Origin of the sequence: Priestia aryabhattai B8W22 (genome assembly GCF_000956595.1) — a bacterium.
In the GTDB taxonomy this organism is placed as follows: Bacteria; Bacillota; Bacilli; order Bacillales; family Bacillaceae_H; genus Priestia; species Priestia aryabhattai.
The window spans coordinates 62,663-80,528 of record NZ_JYOO01000008.1; the positions used below are offsets into that span (position 1 = coordinate 62,663).

17 protein-coding genes and 2 riboswitches are annotated in these 17,866 nt (G+C 39.0%); of the genes, 3 read left to right on the forward strand and 14 right to left on the reverse strand.

The window, feature by feature from the left end; genetic code table 11:
* Nucleotides 1-2: 2 nt before the first annotated feature.
* From cobK to N178_RS08340, 7 genes are all read right to left on the reverse strand, one after another.
* A complete protein-coding gene (gene cobK / locus N178_RS08315; protein ID WP_045291735.1) occupies nucleotides 3-770 on the reverse strand; it encodes a precorrin-6A reductase in 768 nt (255 codons plus the stop codon).
* Nucleotides 767-1,684 (reverse strand): sirohydrochlorin chelatase, encoded by a 918-nt coding sequence (locus N178_RS08320; RefSeq protein ID WP_045291736.1) that lies wholly within the window; start codon nucleotides 1,682-1,684, stop codon nucleotides 767-769. Before N178_RS08320 ends, cobK begins: the two co-directional genes overlap by 4 nt.
* An 18-nt stretch (nucleotides 1,685-1,702) precedes the next feature.
* Nucleotides 1,703-3,325: a precorrin-3B C(17)-methyltransferase gene (gene cobJ, locus N178_RS08325; protein ID WP_045291737.1), complete on the reverse strand. Its 1,623-nt coding sequence runs from the start codon at nucleotides 3,323-3,325 to the stop codon at nucleotides 1,703-1,705.
* A 13-nt stretch (nucleotides 3,326-3,338) separates the two neighbouring features.
* The gene (locus N178_RS08330; RefSeq protein ID WP_045291738.1) at nucleotides 3,339-3,719 is read right to left on the reverse strand and encodes a (2Fe-2S) ferredoxin domain-containing protein; all 381 of its coding nucleotides are present in this window, start codon (nucleotides 3,717-3,719) and stop codon (nucleotides 3,339-3,341) included.
* Between the two features lie 100 nt (nucleotides 3,720-3,819).
* Nucleotides 3,820-3,999, reverse strand: a riboswitch (cobalamin riboswitch).
* 118 nt (nucleotides 4,000-4,117) lie between these two features.
* Nucleotides 4,118-4,296: riboswitch (cobalamin riboswitch) on the reverse strand.
* Between the two features lie 146 nt (nucleotides 4,297-4,442).
* Complete coding sequence (locus tag N178_RS26965; protein WP_014459832.1) at nucleotides 4,443-4,601, reverse strand: hypothetical protein; 159 nt, start codon at nucleotides 4,599-4,601, stop codon at nucleotides 4,443-4,445.
* 348 nt (nucleotides 4,602-4,949) lie between these two features.
* Entirely contained in the window at nucleotides 4,950-5,987 is a 1,038-nt protein-coding gene (locus tag N178_RS08335; protein ID WP_045291739.1) for a M42 family metallopeptidase, read from the reverse strand.
* A gap of 108 nt (nucleotides 5,988-6,095) precedes the next feature.
* Nucleotides 6,096-7,367: a cation:dicarboxylate symporter family transporter gene (locus N178_RS08340; protein ID WP_045291740.1), complete on the reverse strand. Its 1,272-nt coding sequence runs from the start codon at nucleotides 7,365-7,367 to the stop codon at nucleotides 6,096-6,098.
* Nucleotides 7,368-7,754: 387 nt separating this feature from the next.
* On the opposite strand from N178_RS08340, the gene brnQ reads away from it, so the two are divergent.
* The gene (brnQ, locus tag N178_RS08345; protein WP_045291741.1) at nucleotides 7,755-9,110 is read left to right on the forward strand and encodes a branched-chain amino acid transport system II carrier protein; all 1,356 of its coding nucleotides are present in this window, start codon (nucleotides 7,755-7,757) and stop codon (nucleotides 9,108-9,110) included.
* 39 nt (nucleotides 9,111-9,149) lie between these two features.
* Here the strand turns inward: brnQ and N178_RS08350 are convergent, their stop codons facing one another.
* The 5 genes from N178_RS08350 to N178_RS08370 all read right to left on the reverse strand — a co-directional run bounded on the left by N178_RS08350 (nucleotide 9,150) and on the right by N178_RS08370 (nucleotide 12,913).
* Complete coding sequence (locus tag N178_RS08350; RefSeq protein WP_045291742.1) at nucleotides 9,150-9,527, reverse strand: hypothetical protein; 378 nt, start codon at nucleotides 9,525-9,527, stop codon at nucleotides 9,150-9,152.
* A gap of 14 nt (nucleotides 9,528-9,541) precedes the next feature.
* Entirely contained in the window at nucleotides 9,542-10,699 is a 1,158-nt protein-coding gene (locus tag N178_RS08355; protein ID WP_045291743.1) for a hypothetical protein, read from the reverse strand.
* 185 nt (nucleotides 10,700-10,884) lie between these two features.
* Complete coding sequence (locus tag N178_RS08360) at nucleotides 10,885-11,082, reverse strand: IDEAL domain-containing protein (RefSeq protein WP_045291744.1); 198 nt, start codon at nucleotides 11,080-11,082, stop codon at nucleotides 10,885-10,887.
* Nucleotides 11,083-11,216: 134 nt separating this feature from the next.
* Nucleotides 11,217-12,500, reverse strand: a complete 1,284-nt coding sequence (locus N178_RS08365; RefSeq protein ID WP_045291745.1) for an ammonium transporter — start codon at nucleotides 12,498-12,500, stop codon at nucleotides 11,217-11,219.
* On the reverse strand, nucleotides 12,497-12,913 hold the full coding sequence (locus N178_RS08370; RefSeq protein WP_013057326.1) for a hypothetical protein: 417 nt from the start codon (nucleotides 12,911-12,913) through the stop codon (nucleotides 12,497-12,499). The genes N178_RS08365 and N178_RS08370 overlap by 4 nt, the downstream gene beginning before the upstream one ends.
* A 429-nt stretch (nucleotides 12,914-13,342) precedes the next feature.
* On the opposite strand from N178_RS08370, the gene N178_RS08375 reads away from it, so the two are divergent.
* Together N178_RS08375 and N178_RS08380 are read left to right on the forward strand one after the other, a co-directional pair.
* On the forward strand, nucleotides 13,343-13,795 hold the full coding sequence (locus N178_RS08375; RefSeq protein WP_013057327.1) for a DUF1641 domain-containing protein: 453 nt from the start codon (nucleotides 13,343-13,345) through the stop codon (nucleotides 13,793-13,795).
* Nucleotides 13,796-13,828: 33 nt separating this feature from the next.
* Nucleotides 13,829-15,007 carry an NAD(P)/FAD-dependent oxidoreductase gene (locus N178_RS08380; RefSeq protein WP_013057328.1) on the forward strand — a complete coding sequence of 393 codons (1,179 nt, stop codon included), beginning with the start codon at nucleotides 13,829-13,831 and terminating at the stop codon, nucleotides 15,005-15,007.
* Nucleotides 15,008-15,053: 46 nt separating this feature from the next.
* Here the strand turns inward: N178_RS08380 and N178_RS08385 are convergent, their stop codons facing one another.
* Nucleotides 15,054-16,010, reverse strand: a complete 957-nt coding sequence (locus tag N178_RS08385; protein WP_045291746.1) for an AEC family transporter — start codon at nucleotides 16,008-16,010, stop codon at nucleotides 15,054-15,056.
* Between the two features lie 12 nt (nucleotides 16,011-16,022).
* A complete protein-coding gene (locus N178_RS08390; protein WP_045291747.1) occupies nucleotides 16,023-17,726 on the reverse strand; it encodes an NAD-dependent malic enzyme in 1,704 nt (567 codons plus the stop codon).
* Between the last annotated feature and the right edge of the window lie 140 nt (nucleotides 17,727-17,866).

Here is a 17,866-nt window from a genome sequence, read left to right on the forward strand (position 1 = left end):
AATCAACTCCTAGTTTGGTTTACTAAAGCATGAACCACTTCTTCAAAAGTAGAATACACGGTTCCATACTCGATTTTTGGTCTCCCTATCATAATGATATCTAAGCCCAACTCTTTGGCTGCTTCTACTTTTTCATCCACAGATCCAACTTTTCCGCTTTCTTTTGTGACCATGACCGTTACCCCGTATTGCTTATACAGCGCTTGATCAAACTCTTTTGTAAACGGACCTTGAATAGCAACAATATTTTTTTGCGGCAGTCCTAACTGCTGACATTTTTCCATATTATCCAGCCTTGGAAGCATACGAGCAACAAGCCGTACATCTGAAAGAGGAAGCAGCTTTTCTGTAAAAACCTGCAGCGTCTTGCTGCCTGTTGTCAGCATAATAACTCCTTTTTTCTCAGCTGCTACTTCTGCTGCTTCTTCATACGTAGAAACCATCGTCATATTATCATAGGTAAAAGCCTGCGAAGCCCGCTCATAGCGTATGTAAGGGATCGCTGTTTCAGCAGCGGCGCCGATGGCGTTTTTAGATGCTTCTTCCGCAAAAGGGTGACTTGCATCAACAATAGCTTTTACACCATGTTCGTTTATAAAATCCATCATATCCTCTTTTGTGAGGCGTCCAATTTTCACTTTCACTTCTGTCCGCTGTAATTCGATTGCTGCATTGTCTGTTACAACCGTTGCCGTAACTTCGTAACCTGCTTTTTTCACTTGGACAGCTAATGCACGTGCATCGCTAGTTCCCGCTAACAATAAAATCATTTTAGCTCGCCGACCTTATCTTCGTGATAGTCGTGGTCGTGACCATGATGGTGATCGTGGTGATGGTGTCCGTGATCATGGTCATGATCGTGATGATGATGGTGATCAATATGTTCCATAATGCCGAGGCGATATTGACACGTATCGCAGTTCATTTTCACTTCACCTTCTAATCCTTCTTCAGCACGTTCTTTTAAAATTGTCTGCAGTTTTGGATGAAAACCAAAATAGCCGGCTAGCTTAAACTCAATGTTTTCATGCTGCATTTTATACTGCTTCACCATTTCTTCCAAACGCTTAATTAGTACTCCTGTAAATAAGAAATACGGGAGAATAACCACTTTTTTAGCGCCCAGTTTCAAACAACGCTCCACGCCTTCATCAATCAGTGGAGCGGTCACGCCCATAAAAGAAGTTTCAACGATTTTATAATTTGTTTTTTCCCAAAGAAGGCGCGTAATTTTATATAAATCACTGTTTGCATCAGGATCACTTCCCCCTCGCCCTAAGACAATAACAGCCGTGTCTTCAGCTGGAGTTTCTAAATTCTCTCCTGATTCTTGTAATCTCGTTTTTAAAATTTCAAGGGCTTCTTCATGAACACCAATAGGACGTCCGTACACGAAGTTTACGTGTGGATATTTTTCCTTAGCTTCATCTATAGCTGCTGGAATATGTATTTTAGAGTGGCCAGCAGGCAAAAGCATAATTGGAATTACAACTACATCTTGTGCTCCTTTTGCCACACATGTATCAATGCCTTGACTTACATTTGGGCGTTCAAATTCTAGAAAACACGTTTCTACTAAAATAGATGCGTCCCAATCATGCTTCATAGTCGAAATAAATTCGCGAATTTGATCGTTCCCTTCAGGATCTCTGCTTCCATGCCCGACAAATAAAACTGATTTCATATAATGCCCTCCTATTTTTTAATCTCCACACGGAGCTGGTTCTACTTTTATTTTTGGTGTTATATCTTGATAGTCGAATCCATAAACGTTCTTCACGCGCTTAAAGAATTTATGAAACCGCTCATTAGGATGACCTTTTTCTTTATATTCATGGATAATGTTTTCCACTATTTCAACAATGTCATCGGGTGCTATGCCTTCCGCTACAATTTGACCTGAATGCGCATTGCGACCAACCGTTTTAGCTCCTAAAAATAAGTCAAACGCACCTTTCCTGTAGACAATGCCGATATCTTCTTGAACAGCACCGTAACAGGCCATACCGCATCCATTAATACCAAGCTTCAGCTCTTTTGGCATGTCCATTCCCCCGAGACGCTTTTGTAATTCTTCCGTATGTGGAATGGCGTCGCTTTTTTCTCCATCACAAAAATCACACGCTTTGATTGTGAACACGTCTCCGACCGGAGATAGTAAAAAGGAAGCTGCTTGGAGCTTTTTAATAATCACATCTGGCTGAGCCGTTGGAATTTGCAGTTTGATTTGATGGTCAGGTGTATACTCCATCGTACCTTTTTCACCAACAACTTCCGCTAGTGTTGTCATTTGAACGGGCGTAAACTTCTTATTTGCAAGCCCTGGACTAACCGCCACTTCAAAGATAGACTCTATTGGCTGATGTACGACCGCAGAAGTGGATTCACCTAAAATTGCTTGAAGCGCTTCTTCTGCAAGAGCTCGTGAAGCTGCTTTTTCCTCTCTTGTGTTCTGAACCGCTTCAATAGTCGAAGCTGATTGCTTTACAGCCTCTTCTTGATCAAGAGCCCACGGTTCTGCTTCTTTTCGAAGTCGCTGGTGAGGTCTTAGCGGCTGCTCCGTTTGGTTGAGGGTATATTTCCGCTGATACCCGCGCGGTGTAATCATTAAATCGTCGTAAAAAAACGTCGACGAATTTCCGACAACAACGGTAGTCAGCATGCCTATTTCATGGTTTAACATGTCTTTTAAGTTAGTCATTACGACTTCTTCACGGTCACGATAAGCGCTTTTCACAAGGCCAACAGGCGTATCGGGGGAACGGTATTTTAATAGAATCCTTTGTGCTTCAACAATTTGTCTTGTTCGTCTTCCGCTTTTTGGATTATAAAAAGCTACTACAAAATCTGCTTGTGCAGCTGCTTCAATTCGTTTTTCGATTAGCTCCCAAGGCGTAAGATGATCACTTAGACTAATCGTACAGGCATCATGCATCACGGGCGCCCCGAGGAGAGATGCGCATGAATTAATAGCCGAAATGCCAGGAATTACTTCCAGCTCTACGCCCGTTTCCTTTTTCCAGCCCTTTTCAATCAACACTTCATACACAAGGCCGGCCATTCCGTATACTCCTGCATCTCCGCTTGAAATAACCGCCACGGTTTTCCCTGCTTCAGCTTGCTTTACGGCTTCTTGTGCACGGCTGACTTCTTCGGTCATTCCTGTACTAATAATTTGCTGATTCGTTAACAGTCCTTGAATTAATTCCACATAGGTTTTATAACCGATGATCATATCACTTTCTTGAATGGCTTCTCTTGCCCGCTGTGTAATATGTTCAAAGCTTCCCGGACCGAATCCAATAACTAACAGTTTACCTTTCATGCTAGCTCCTCCTTTATACGTTACTTTTTACTTTGTCGATTCCTTCTATGGAATCACTGTTTTCTGGAGAAACAAAACCTTGTTGATCATATTCATAAATAAGCGATTCCTTTATACTGCAGCCTCCTGCTAAATGCTCTTCGACAATTCGATGAGCTACATTTTCAGTGACCTGCTTGTACCAATCTCCTGAAGGGTACACGATAGCTACAGGAGCATCTTTGCATCTTCCGTTACAGCGCGTACGGGTTGTATGAACCGCTTCATCTAGATTCAGTTCAGTCACTTTATTTCGAATAGCTTGCGTGGCTTCTTCTCCACCTTTTCTCATACAGCTGCTTCCATTACAAATCAATACGTGATGCTTTGTTCCATTTAAGTTCCACGTCGTCACACTCATCCGCTCCTTTACTAAAAAACGCCTCTATCAGTGATAGAGGCGCAGAAAAATTCAAACTAAGTTTTTGCACTTCCACCTATATCCCGTAGAGTAAGCTTCGCATTAGAAAAAGGCTGGTTTCCTGACTTCGATTCATCACTTGATTGCGCCTTCCCGAATACAGTGGCATATGCAATCAGCTCCTCTTCACAGTGGCGGGTACCGCGCTGGCTTCACACCAGACTTCCCATTTAACGCAATTTCAATATTGCGCACCTTTTTTGCACGATATGTAGTTTTATGCTACGAGAAAAACCCGCTTCGCTAATATGCGAGCGGGTAAAACGTCAGAATAAAAGTGTACACGAATGCCACTTTAAGCCAACTTTTCCCTTCCCGCTCCCCGGAGAAATAGAAACTTCACAATAAAGACAGGTCTCCTGACTTGTGTATCATTCTACTTGAGAACCTTCCCGTGATTTTTCCACAGTGGTTATACTCGTTCGTCCACACTTACAGTTGCGGGGGCAGTACTGGTCTTTCACCAGTTTCCCTATTAAGCCTTCTTGGCATCTTTACTGTTGCTGTTTGATATATATGAACCTTTTAAACTATCAGAATAATAGAAGTAACTACCATATCATAGCGTACATTTTTTTTTATTTCAACTCTATTCTTTTCGTAAGATACAAGAGGCTATAAAAAAACAAGAGCATAAAGTTAGCTCTTGTTTTTTCATTATATAGCTACTAATGTTAAATGAGGATCATTATAATACACGACTTCTGAAAGAACTTTACAGCCATTTGTTTTTGCAAAAGCTTCTCTCGCCTGCGTTTCAGTTTCAAATTCAAACATTTTCATTTCTTTTCCAGCATATACCGTCAGTACCCACATGAAAAGATTCGCCTCCGATTATTGTAGTGATCGCTATATCCACATTATGACGAAACCATTTCCTTTTGAAAACCCATTCTACAAAACTTGTCACAAGAAACTTTTAAAAATTTAAAAACATTTTAACTTCTCTAAATGAACAAAATGTACAAAAGGTTTAAGTAGCATTATACCTCTTTGAAAAGGTGCTTTTTTAACCCACTGTTGCTTCCCCAGAAAAAATATATACGATCTATTAAAAAAGAAGCCGGCTATCCGGCTTCTTTTCTAGGAAAGGAAAAAACAGACATCACAATCCCGTCCTGCTCTTTATTTCGCATAAAAATTCACTAATTAAATATTCCTTTCTTAAAGCAGAACCATGTTCGACTGCACATAGTGGTAAAGAAGCTTATACGTATGATTCAATGAATCTTGATGCGTTCTCTCAAACGCATGAGAAGAATCAATTCCTGGACCAATTAAGCCGTGTACGATGTCATGCCCGGCACGAATAGCAGCAGAAGCATCTGATCCGTAAAACGGATAAATATCTAATTTGTACTGAATATCATGCTGTTTAGCCAGCTCTACCAAATGCTTTCTCAAACCGTAATGATATGGGCCGCTTGAATCTTTTACACAAATAGACACGGTGTATTCATCAGTAGATTGTCCATCTCCCATGGCACCCATATCAACCGCTAAGTATTCTACTGTTTGAGGCGTGATGTTCGAATTTCCTCCGTATCCAATTTCTTCATTATTTGAAATGAGAAAGTGCGTAGTGTATGGCAGTTCGATCTGTTCTTCTTGAATTATTTTCATGAGCTGAAGCAATAAAGCTACGCTTGCTTTATCATCGAGATGACGAGATTTAATAAAACCGCTTTTTGTTATTTCTACACGAGGATCAAAGGAAACAAAGTCGCCGACTTCAATTCCAAGGCTGCGAACATCCTCTGTGCTATGTACTTTTTCATCCAATCGAATTTCTATATTTTCTTGATTCCGCTCAGCTTTTCCTGCATCTTTATACACATGAACAGATGTTTGATGCATAAGGATGGTTCCTGTAAATATTTCTCCTGCTGACGTTTCGATTTCACAATATTCCCCTTCAATGGAATTGTAGCGAAACCCTCCAATCAAGTCGATTTTCAGACGTCCACTTGGTTTGATTTCTTTTACCATAGCACCTAATGTATCGACATGAGCCGTCAGCATACGGTGGTGATCCGTATTTTTCCCAGGAATAGTAGCGACTAAGCCTCCTTTTCGATTGCGATACGTTTGAATATTTAGCTCTTTTACATAGTCTTCGACAAACGAAATAACCTTTTCTGTATTTCCAGAAGGACTGGGAGTCGAAACAAGCTTTTTAATTAACTGAACAGTTTCCGTCATTATGACACTTCCTTTGTCTCTCATTTCTTTTATTTTACCATATGTTTCAAAAAAGATAACAGGCAGCCCCAAACAAAAAAGCCGGGCGGCTGCCCGGCTTTTTTTGCATTAAGCTATGTTTGATTTCTTTAATTCGTTTGTGTAATTTAATGATTTTTGCTTATCAAACTCGCCTTCAGACTTGGACATTACAATCGCAGCTAAAGCATTTCCTACTACGTTAACTGTGGTACGCATCATATCAAGAATGCGGTCAATTCCTGCAATAAATGCCATGCCTTCAAGAGGGAAGCCCATGGATTCAAGTGTAGCAAGTACAACTACAAACGATGCCCCTGGTACACCAGCCATTCCTTTTGACGTTAACATTAGCACAAGAAGGAGCTGAATTTGATCCATAATGGAAAGGTCGATGCCGTACATTTGAGCAATAAACAGCGATGCCAGCGCCTGATAAATGGTTGAACCATCTAAGTTAAACGTGTAGCCTGTTGGAATTACAAACGACGTAACCGACTTAGAACAACCGAAGTCTTCCATTTTTTTGATAAGAGAAGGTAAAACAGCTTCTGAGCTTGCCGTTGTAAAAGCAAGAAGCAGCTCGTCTTTTAACACTTTTAGGAGCGTAAACATGCTTGTTCCAGCCATTTTAGCAATAATTCCAAGAACCACAAGCACAAAGAAAATCATGGTGAAGTAAACGGCGAATACTAATTTCCCTAATGGAATAAGTGATCCGACACCAAACTTTATAATATTAACACCAATAAGTGCAAATACACCTACTGGAGCAAATTTCATCACCAAATTAGTTACCCAAAACATTGCATCCAAGACGCCTTCAAAAAAGGCTAAAACAGGTTTTCCCCTCTCTCCAATCGAAGCTACGCCTACACCAAACAGTACGGAAAATAAAATGATTGGTAAAAGATCGCCTTCTGCTACCGATTGAAAGACGTTTGTCGGAACAATATGAAGAAGCTCCTGAGCAATCCCTGTACTTTCAGACGTTTTTGCCGTTGCCTCATATTGAGAAATATCGCTTTTTTCAATATGTCCCATATCAACCCCTGCACCAGGGTGGAATAAGTTCGCGGCAATAATCCCCACTACAATCGCAATGGTTGTAACAATCTCAAAATAAAGAATTGTTTTTCCGCCAAGCTTACCTAATTTTTTGATATCGCCTACTCCTGCGACCGCTACGATTAATGCTGAAATCACGATCGGTACGACAATCATCTTAATTAAATGAATAAATATGTCTCCAATTGGCTGTAAAATAGAAATGGCCGTATCGCTTCCGTAAAAGATAGCACCTACAGCTACGCCTAAAATCAGTCCAATTAGAATCTGAGTTGCTAGACCTAACCTTTTCACTTTCTTGCTCCTTTCGCACAGTTGACTTTCATCCATCGAGCATATGCGGTTCAACGAACCGTGTATAAATATACATCCTTACAGCACCTTATGTAAACAGTTCTTTACTAATAAGAATGTAAGGCCGCACTTGCAAATTTTTAAAAGCCACGGTTCTGTTTTATCATATCAAATAATTGTTGTACACTGAGATTTTTTTGCTAAGTATTTTTCTATTTTTGCTATTTCAGCGAATAAATTAAAAAAATAAAATTTTATATTGAAATATGCATTTTAGGTTAGTATAATACGATACATGTTTATTTTTATTATTCGAATATAAAATTCTGAAAATTTTAATTATTCAACACGATAATAAAAAGCATTTATAATTTTGGAGGTTTTAACGTGTCAAACAAAGTTCCTTTTTCATTTATAGTGGTTATTGGCTTTATGCTTTTTGCCCTATTCTTCGGCGCAGGTAATTTAATCTTCCCTGCAATGTTAGGTCAGTCTGCCGGAAGCAATATTTGGTCAGCAAACGCTGGATTTTTAGTAACGGGTGTAGGTCTGCCTCTTCTAGGCGTTCTCGCATTTGGTTTTTCCGGAAAAGAGGATCTGCAGTCTTTAGCTAGTCGCGTACACCCAGCTTTCGGTATTATCTTTACTACGATTTTATACTTGGCAATCGGACCGCTTTTTGCGATGCCAAGAACAGGAAGCGTTTCGTTCGAAATTGGCGTTAAGCCTTTTTTATCAGAAAATCCAGGGCACCTTCCCCTTATCATTTTCACGGTAATTTTCTTTACTATTACCTGCTTTTTTTCGCTAAACCCTGCGAAAATTGTCGATTTAGTAGGAAAAGTTTTAACACCTATTAAATTAACGTTTATTGGAATATTGGTAGTTGTAGCCGTTGTGAACCCAATTGGAAAATTTGAAGCACCAAGCGAAGCTTATACAACACACTCATTTTTTAAAGGCTTCCAAGAAGGCTACTTGACAATGGATACACTAGCATCATTTGTTTTTGGAATTATTATTATTAATGCAATTAAAGAAAAAGGAGCAAAAACTAACCGACAAATTATCACAATTTGTGCAAAAGCTACGGCTATCGCTGCCGTTATTTTAGCTCTTATTTATAGTGCATTGTCCTATATGGGTGCTTCAAGCGTATCAGAGCTTGGACGTCTTGATAACGGAGGTACGGTTTTAGCTGAAGTATCAAATTACTACTTTGGCTCTTACGGTGGAATTCTTTTAGGTCTGATGATTACCGTTGCTTGTTTAACGACAAGTGTAGGTCTTGTAACATCTTGTTCATCTTTTTTCCATAAGCTGTTTCCAAGTGTTTCTTATAAGTTGATTGCTGTCATTTTATCAGCATTCAGTGCCGTTGTAGCAAACTTTGGTTTAACGGAATTAATCGCTATTTCGGTTCCGGTCTTAACAGCTATTTATCCGTTAGCTATTGTGTTAATTGCTTTAACATTCTTACACCCTTTATTTAAAGGACGTTCTGAAGTTTACCAAGTAAGCCTTCTGTTCACGTTTATCGTTAGTTTATTTGATGGCTTAAATGCTGCTGGATTCAAAATTGCGGCAATAAACGATCTGTTTACATCGATTCTACCTATGTATGGAGTGGGTCTCGGCTGGGTAGTTCCTGCTATTGTAGGAGGGTTAATCGGTCTTGGTATTACCTTCCTTCGTACAAATGATAATACGAACAGCAACACTTCAAGAAAATTGATTAAATAAAAAGAGGATGCGAGTGCATCCTCTTTTTATTATGGCGTCTTATGAGTAAGGAGTTTTTTTCTCCATTAACTTCACTTCTTCTTTTAACACACGTTTTTCGTATAGATATTTATCCGTTCGTTGAAAATGATATTTATCAGCTTTTTCTTTTTCAGATGTGGTTAGAAGTACTTGACCATCAGAAGCAGCTGACACACCAAACGTTTCATTTTGATAAGCAGCATACGGAGCTACAAAAAACACTTCTTCAACAGCATCACGAGGAACTTCTTTTGTGAAAGTCGTGTCATTGTATGGAATGAATCCATTTGCTACGTCTCCTTTATCATAGCTAATCAGCTTTACACACCCGTTTTCCGTTTCATAACATTCGTAATCTCGTTCATTATATGCTGCATACAAACCTTTTCGAATCACAAAAAACCAGTCCTTTACATTGGGTTAGCAACCGCTGGTACAAATCGTTTTTCTTCTGCCACATAGGTAGCTAAAAGTACTTCTTCCCCATTTACCACTTGGTATAGTTCCGCTCCGTTTGCTGGTGGATAATAGTTATCAAATTTGAACTCTGGAACGGTTTCCCCGTTTCGAGATCCTGTAAACCCATTAAGCGTACATGGAGGTCCGTCTGTTGTTTTTCCTCCGAACACAGTTCCGTAGGGAATATCAACGTGGCTTACCGCTTGCGATTTAAATTTGATTACACCGTACGTTGATCCTTCTTCAGGAAACGGCCTTTTGCCTGAACCATCGGTGTAATCTAAACGTAAGCTTTCCACAAAATCTTTGTACGAAGTAATATCATGAACATCTTCAGCTTTAGCTACATACCCTCCTAGCGCTGTATAAGATCCATCTACATACTTTTCAATATCTTTAGCAGGGATCGTTTTTTGCAGCAGCGTATCTTTTGTAATGGGCGAAACAGAGTCACGAATAGTCTTCATCGCTTCTATTTCATGAGAAGTTAATGTTTTCACCTCTTTTAATTTTAATTCATTAAACTCTTTTTTTGTAAGATCGACGCGCTTCAGCACTTCATTAATTTTTTGATCAAAATCTTCTAAGCTTTCTAAATCTGAAGCCGTATAGTGAGCATCAACTGTTCTTACATCTTTATGTACTTTTTTAACTTCGTTTAATCCATACTGTTCTACTTCATCAGCCGTTTTAAACGTTTCAACGCTTGAAATAGTTTTACCGTTCGTATCAGCTACAACGTAACCATCTTCAGCTTTGATCACATATCCGACTTCTCCATTACCTAACGCAATTAAGTCTGACTGTTGAAAAGCGGCTTTCTCTTTTTCTTTTTGAAATTCTTTATCTGTCATTCCCTTAGTAACGAGGGCTTTAAGTTCTGACGTGTCTTTACTGCTCTTTTGATTTGCTTCTACTTTCTCAGTTGTAACTGACGAAGTTTCTGTATGAGATGAAGACTGACTAACCGTTCCAACTGCAAAAATAAGACCAAATACAATTCCTATCCCGTACAAAAATTTGCTTATTTTGTGAGCTCTAAATAAAATTCCTAACACAATACAAACAATACCTGCAATTAAGCTATCTACTAATAATAGATGTCCCAACCAAACCCCTCCTCTTTAATTCTTGGTTATGTTAAAAAAATCCATAAAAGAAGTCAATACAATTAATGTAAATAAAGTTTCAAATAGGAACATATTCATAATTATTACTAATTAATCCCTTTTAGTAGGTCTCAAAAATAAAACACACCATCTAAAATAGATGGTGTGTGAAGTATAGTAAGTAATTAAGAAATTTGTTTAAGTTCTGATGAGAGTTTTAAAAACTCTTCTTTATTTTTCATCAATAGCGTGCGGTCGATTTCTTCTTTTAGCTGTGCTTTACGAAATTCTGCAATCGCCTTGTCTAAAACCATCTCAGCGAATAATGCATCAAGCACCTTTCCGTTGGATTTTTGCGGTGAATTAAGTAAATTCTTTTTCATAAGAAATCAACTCCTTGGCTTTTTTATAATATAACACAAATATTCTGACTTTTCAATCATTTAAACCAAGTATTTTAAAACTATTTTTTCCCACATAAAAAGGCCGCCCTTTTGTTATAAAGCGCGGCCTTCTTTTAAGAATCTGCGTTTTTTTCTTTCACTTCCGCATAGTAGTTTTCATATTCAATAAACTCAGGAGCTTGATGAGCTGCCATGATGCCATGATAGCTAATATCTAAGCCCACTTCCTCTTCTTCTTCCGTAGACCGAAGCGGCACCACCAAGGAAATAACCTTTAACCCTATCCATGTTGTAACAAATCCCCAAGCGCATAGAGCAATTAATCCGAGAAGTTGAACACCTAATAACGTCAAGCTCCCTCCTGTAAACACTCCGCCGTCTGTAGAAAATAAACCCACAGCCAACGTTCCCCATATTCCGGAAGCTGCATGAACAGGAAAAGCTCCTACAGGATCGTCGATTTGACGCGCTTCAAGCCAGTTTGTAGCTGCCATCATTAATAATCCGGATACAGCTCCAATAAAAATAGCAGATGGTGTATTCACAAAAGCACACCCTGCCGTGATACCAACCAGTCCGGCAAGCGAGCCATTTATCACAGAAGGCGCATCTGAACGATTGTAGCGAAATAAGGTATAAAATAAAGTAGCTGCTCCGCCTGCTGCTGCTGATAACATTGTGACAATAGCAATGTGACCAATTCTAACGTCAGTGGCACTTAGCGTACTTCCTGCATTAAACCCGAACCATCCAAACCATAATAAAAAGGCACCAACTGATGCAAGCGGCAAATTGCTTGGAAGAGAAACGGAACTAATTCCATTCTTCGTAAATTTCCCTTTTCTTGGTCCAATCATTATTGCAGCTGCTAAAGCTGAAAAACCGCCTAAAGCATGAATAACTGCGGAACCAGCAAAATCAAGCATCCCTAACTTACTAATCCATCCGCCTCCCCAAATCCAGTGGCCCGCTACAGGATAAATAAATGTAGTCATTAAAATCGCATATAAAAGGTATGCACGGAAATTAATTCGTTCTGCTACTGCTCCAGAAACGATAGAAATGACCGCAATCACAAATGCACACTGAAACAACCAAAACGTTTCAAGCCCAATTGGAATGTCAAGGTGCGATAAATTACCTGATAGCGCAAAACCGCTTTTACCGACGATTCCACCTAAATCATCTCCGTACATTAATCCAAAACCAATTAAATAGAAACAAAGCGTTCCTATTGTAATATCAGCAAATACTTTCATAATAATATTCACGCTATTTTTATAGCGGACAAAACCTGCCTCTAGCAAGGCAAATCCGCCTTCCATTAACAAAATCATCGCCGCTGTTAACACGACCCACGTTGTATTTATACCTAAACTTAGTTCATTAACACTCATATCCCCACGCCTCCACTGCTTTTTAATCGTTTTATTTCTTGTACAATAGCAGGCGAAAGCGTAATTTCACTTGTTTCTTCATTTTCCGCTTTTATTAATTCAAGAACTTCATGAAGTTCTCGCATTTGTGCTTTAAGGTGATCAATTTTTTTAAAGCGTTCCTTTACGTATACCATATACTCGACCGCTTGATGCTGACTTAAAGGACGCCCGGTAAAAAATTTACGAAACGGTGATAGTGATTGATACCAAGCTTCTTCAGCACGTTTCTTCTCTTCGTATTTACTAATTTTCGTTTTTATATCTTCTATTTCTTGTGCTTTAGCTTCTTTTAACTTCATTATAAATTCAATTAATTTTAATTGAGGCAATGTAATGACCACATTATGATAAAGTTCATCCACTATAACCATGTTAAATCTCCTTACATAAGATGTTATATTTTGATTATATGTAGAACACTATAGTAAGTCAATGTAATTTTTTGAAAACTCTTTAAATAGTAAATGCGCCCTATCTTTTTAATACTTATAGAATATTAAGTTCGTATGTGTTGAAATATGACGTTATTTGTTTTATCGTAGGAAGAGGAATCATGTTAGCTCCCTATTTTAATTTTATTTACCTAGGCAATTATTCGCTTTATTTTTTACGAACTTTTATTAAACAAAAGGTTACGAGGTTCTTCACTTATTTTTTCAACGAAATGAGTTGATTTTATCTCGTATTAAAATTAAAATAGAATTATGTGCAAGATTTCACAACTTCACAATGTAGTTTGAAAGTCTAGCAGATAACTAGGAACTACATATGCAACAGTATCCAGCAAAGGAGGACTTTTCATGTCTCAATCAACTATTCAAAAATCAGCTGCAGAGGAAAATGCTGCTGTACAAACAGAAGCGGCAGTTAACAAAGGTCAAGCGGATGTGTTAGATCAATTGTTAAAGCCTGAAGTACAAGAAGCTCTTACTGTTCTTGTAGATAATTTACCAAAATTATCTGAAATGGTAACGGTGCTTACAAAAACTTACGACGTTGCACAATCATTATTAACTGACGACGTATTAAAAGAAGATCTACTTGGTGGAGTAAAAGAATTTATCGAGCCAGTAGAAGGAACAGTAAAAGGTCTTGCAGCTACTGCAATCGAAGCAAACGATCGTGCAGAAGCAAATGCTTCTAATTCAATCGGTTTATTCGGTTTATTACGCATGCTTAAAGATCCACAAGCTCAAAAACTATTCCGCTTTGCACAAGCGTATTTAGACATTACAAACGAAAAACAAAAATAATTTTCATTAAAAAGTGTGGACGGAGGATCGACTATGTCAAAACATATTTTAATTTTAGGCGGCGGTTACGGTGGTTTATTAACTGCAATGACAGCTCGCCAACACCTAAGTGCGGATGAAGCAAAAATTACAGTAGTGAACCGTTTTGCTACTCACCAAATCATTACAGAATTACACCGTCTAGCTGTAGGCGGCGTTTCTGAACAAGCGGTAGCTTTACCACTTGATAAATTACTTAAAAACTACAACGTTGATTTAAAAATTGCAACGGTAAAAGAAATTTCACCAGATCAACGTGAAGTATCTCTTGAAGATGGTACAAAATTAAGCTACGACTACCTTGTTACAGCTTTAGGTAGCGAAACTGCTTACTTCGGTATCCCTGGTTTAGAAGAGCACAGCTTCGTTCTTAAGTCAGTAAATGATGCAAACCGTTTACGTGCCCACGTAGAAGCTTGTATCGCTGAATACAGCAAAACAAAAAATAAAGCTGATGGTACAATCGTAGTTGGCGGAGGCGGATTAACAGGTATCGAACTTGTTGGTGAATACGCTGATTTAATGCCAAGCCTATGCCTAAAACACGGTGTTGATCCAAAAGAAATTTCTCTATACTGTGTAGAAGCAGCTCCTACAGTTCTTCCAGGCTTCCCTGCTGAATTAGTAGAGCGCGCTCAATCAAGCTTAACAAAACGTGGCGTTACATTCGTTACTGGTACACCTGTAACAAAAATGGATGCTACAACTGTTGAACTTAAAGACGGCAGCAAAATTGAAACAAAAACAATGGTATGGACTGGCGGAGTTCAAGGTAACTCTGTAGTTGCTAACTCAGGTATCGAAGTAAACCGCGGTCGTGCACTTGTAAATGAATTCTTACAATCTACATCTCATAAAGATGTATTCCTTGCTGGTGACTCAGCGGTTGTAATGGGCCCAGAAGGTCGCCCTTACCCACCTACTGCTCAATTAGCTTGGCAAATGGGTGAAGTTGTAGGCGTGAACTTAGCAGTAGCTATTCGCGGCGGAGCAATGGAATCATTCGTTCCTGTCTTCTCTGGTACACTAGGAAGTCTTGGACGCAAAGATGCAATTGGTACAATCGGCGGAAACAAAACGCAATTAAAAGGTTTACCAGCATCACTTATGAAAGAAGCAAGTAACGTTCGTTACTTATCTCATATCAAAGGATTATTCGCATTAGCTTATTAATCCGTCTTAAAACGAAAGAGGAATTCTCCTCTTTCGTTTTTTTATTTTACATAAGCCAAGAAATAAGAAGCGGCAGCGTAACCAACGATAAAATAGCACTAATGACAAAAGCGGATGCCGTTTCGTTTTCCAAGCTTTCAAACCTCAAAGCAATCATCGCAGCTACAGCAGACCCAGGAAAAGCTACCAGTAAAATAGCTTTTGTCACTTCATCTGAAGACAGCCCTATCCATACTGCAATTCCGAGCATAACGATTGGTTGAACCGCTACTTTTAAGACAGCGATCCCAAGCGCGCCTTTACTGAAATTAATTTTTCCAATTCCAATCGTTACTCCTACCGCAAACAAAGCTGCTCCTGATGTAATACTTCCGATTTGATTAAGCATATCCTGTAACAGTTTAGGTGACTGAAAGCCGCAAAGCGTTAAAATCACTCCAATTAACGGGACACATGCCAAAGGCTCAGATAAACCATGCAAAATAGAATGAACCGTTACTTTGAATAAACTTGTTTTCTCTTCCCCTTCCCTTCGTCCCCTTTGGCCAACAGTTCCCAAAATCGTTGCCAGCGGATCTAAAATCGCGTTCACCACTATTCCTGTTATGGCAATTGGGATCGCTACTGCGCCTGTACCGAACAATCCTCCGAGTACTGGAATACCCATAAAAGCGAACGTTGGTTGAGCTGAGTTTAGGGCAAACATAGAAGAGGCAGTTAACGTATACTTCCCTGCGTACTTTACAATGAGCAATATAATGAGATAAAACCCGACAATTCCTAAAATCAGCGCAACTAAAAACGGCCATTCGTCTATGAGTGTTTTTCTTGGCGTTGTCGTCACACCTACAAATAAGTGTGCAGGAAGCGCAAACTTCGTTACTAATGTGTTAAGCCCCTTAGACGTTTGCTTGTCAAATTTTTTAAAATGCCCTGCTAAATAACCAAGTAAAATGACAAAAAAGATAGGCGCGAGAATGAGAAAAATTTGACCTATGCTCATTTATCATTCACCTCATTCATTTCTTGCCTTAACAGGTTTATAAACAGGCTGCCATACCGCTGCTTCTACAAGTTCAGTTACATTTTGTTCCGTAACAGTTGCTACGTTATCTTTTACAGCAGCACCGGCAACTGCCACAGCAACCGCCTTTGATACTTTTTGAAGATCTTTAATATTAGGAAGAAGCGTATCTCCTTTTGTATCTGTTTCTGCTATACGCGCTACTGCATTGGCAGCTTCAGCAAACATAGATTCAGTAAACTTTTGAGCGCGAACCACAATTGCACCTAAACCAAGACCCGGAAACACAAATGCATTATTAGCCTGTCCGATTTCATAAGTGTGCCCGTTATATTCAACGGGTTCAAATGGACTTCCCGTTGCAATAAGGGCTTTTCCTTCCGTCCATTTTATAATATTTTCTGGAACAGCTTCAGCAAGTTTGGTTGGGTTTGAAAGCGGCATGATAACAGGGCGCTCCACATGCTTTGCCATTTCTTTAATAATTTCTTCGCTAAAAGCATCCGTTACGCCTGACGTTCCAATTAAAATCGTTGGCTTCACTTGCTTGACAAGCTCCAATAGTGAAACTTTATTTTCATCGTCTTTTTCCCATTCTTTAATCTCTTCATTTTGACGAACGTAAGGCTGTTGAAAAGGAGCTAAATCTTCCATATCTTCCGTTAATAGACCTCTGTAATCATATGCCCAAAAACGATCATACGCTTCTTCTTCAGACAGCCCTTCAAGCATCATCGCACTATGAATACGATCAGCATTCCCAATTCCAGCAGATCCCGGTCCAAATACAACAACCCGCTGGTCTTTTAAAGGCGTACCTGTAATGCGCACCGCTGTTAAAACGGCTGCAAGAGTAATCACTCCCGTTCCTTGAATGTCATCATTAAACGTTAAAATTTTATCGCCGTATTCTTTCATAATGTGACGCGCGTTAATATTCCCAAGATCCTCCCAATGAAGAAGCGCTTTAGGAAACTTGGTCGTTATTTCTTTTACAAATTGAGCAATAAAGCGATTATAGTCTTCTCCTTTTACTCGCTCATGACGATTTCCTAAATACAAAGGATCTTCAAGAAGCTTTTTGTTATTGGTCCCCATGTCAAGAACAACAGGCAGTACGCGGCTTGGGTCAATTCCTGCTGCAGCTGTATAAACCGCTAACTTTCCAACTGCAATATTGATCCCTCCTACACCCCAGTCCCCAATTCCTAAAATACTTTCTGAATCCGTAACTACCAGCAAATCAATATCTTCGCTGTCGAGCCCTAAGTTTTCAATTGCCTCACTTAATCGATCGGCTTCATTTACGGATAAATATAAGCCGTCAGGACGGTGGTATTCATGGCTGTATTCTTGAATGGATTGACCTACAGTAGGCGTATAAATAATGGGAAGCATTTCACTTAAATGATCGGTTAATAAACGATAAAACAGCACGACGTTTCGATTATGCAGATCATTTAACGAATTATTTTTTTGAAGATCATTCGGTGCTTTTTTGAACTGCTCATATGCTCTTTTTGCCTGCTCTTCTAACGTTAAGACCGTTGGAGGAAGAAGTCCCTGCAGATGAAGCTCTTCTCTTTCTTCTTCAGTAAAAGCAGAACCTTTATTTAAATAAGAAGTGGATAAAACCGATTTTCCTTTTAATGAAGTTGAAATTGAACCATCTTTTTCTACTTTATATGCTCTCATGTTTTTACCTCTTTTCTTGAACAATTAGATAGGGTTAGGTTCAGCAAAGAGATATATTTTTAACCATTTATTTTTAATGAAAACAAAAAAGAGATTGAGCCACAACTACATGAATCCAATCTAAAGACGAACAAACGGGA

Bases quoted from the DNA above. Each gene is read 5' to 3' on its own strand.
- N178_RS08380 (WP_013057328.1), top strand. From the start codon at position 13,829: ATGTCAAAACATATTTTAATTTTAGGCGGCGGTTACGGTGGTTTATTA.
- N178_RS08360 (WP_045291744.1), bottom strand. From the start codon at position 11,082: ATGAAAAAGAATTTACTTAATTCACCGCAAAAATCCAACGGAAAGGTG.
- N178_RS08390 (WP_045291747.1), bottom strand. From the start codon at position 17,726: ATGAGAGCATATAAAGTAGAAAAAGATGGTTCAATTTCAACTTCATTA.
- N178_RS08375 (WP_013057327.1), top strand. From the start codon at position 13,343: ATGTCTCAATCAACTATTCAAAAATCAGCTGCAGAGGAAAATGCTGCT.
- N178_RS08365 (WP_045291745.1), bottom strand. From the start codon at position 12,500: ATGAGTGTTAATGAACTAAGTTTAGGTATAAATACAACGTGGGTCGTG.
- N178_RS26965 (WP_014459832.1), bottom strand. From the start codon at position 4,601: ATGTGGGTACTGACGGTATATGCTGGAAAAGAAATGAAAATGTTTGAA.
- cobJ (WP_045291737.1), bottom strand. From the start codon at position 3,325: ATGAAAGGTAAACTGTTAGTTATTGGATTCGGTCCGGGAAGCTTTGAA.
- N178_RS08385 (WP_045291746.1), bottom strand. From the start codon at position 16,010: ATGAGCATAGGTCAAATTTTTCTCATTCTCGCGCCTATCTTTTTTGTC.
- cobK (WP_045291735.1), bottom strand. From the start codon at position 770: ATGATTTTATTGTTAGCGGGAACTAGCGATGCACGTGCATTAGCTGTC.
- N178_RS08320 (WP_045291736.1), bottom strand. From the start codon at position 1,684: ATGAAATCAGTTTTATTTGTCGGGCATGGAAGCAGAGATCCTGAAGGG.
- N178_RS08370 (WP_013057326.1), bottom strand. From the start codon at position 12,913: ATGGTTATAGTGGATGAACTTTATCATAATGTGGTCATTACATTGCCT.
- N178_RS08335 (WP_045291739.1), bottom strand. From the start codon at position 5,987: ATGACGGAAACTGTTCAGTTAATTAAAAAGCTTGTTTCGACTCCCAGT.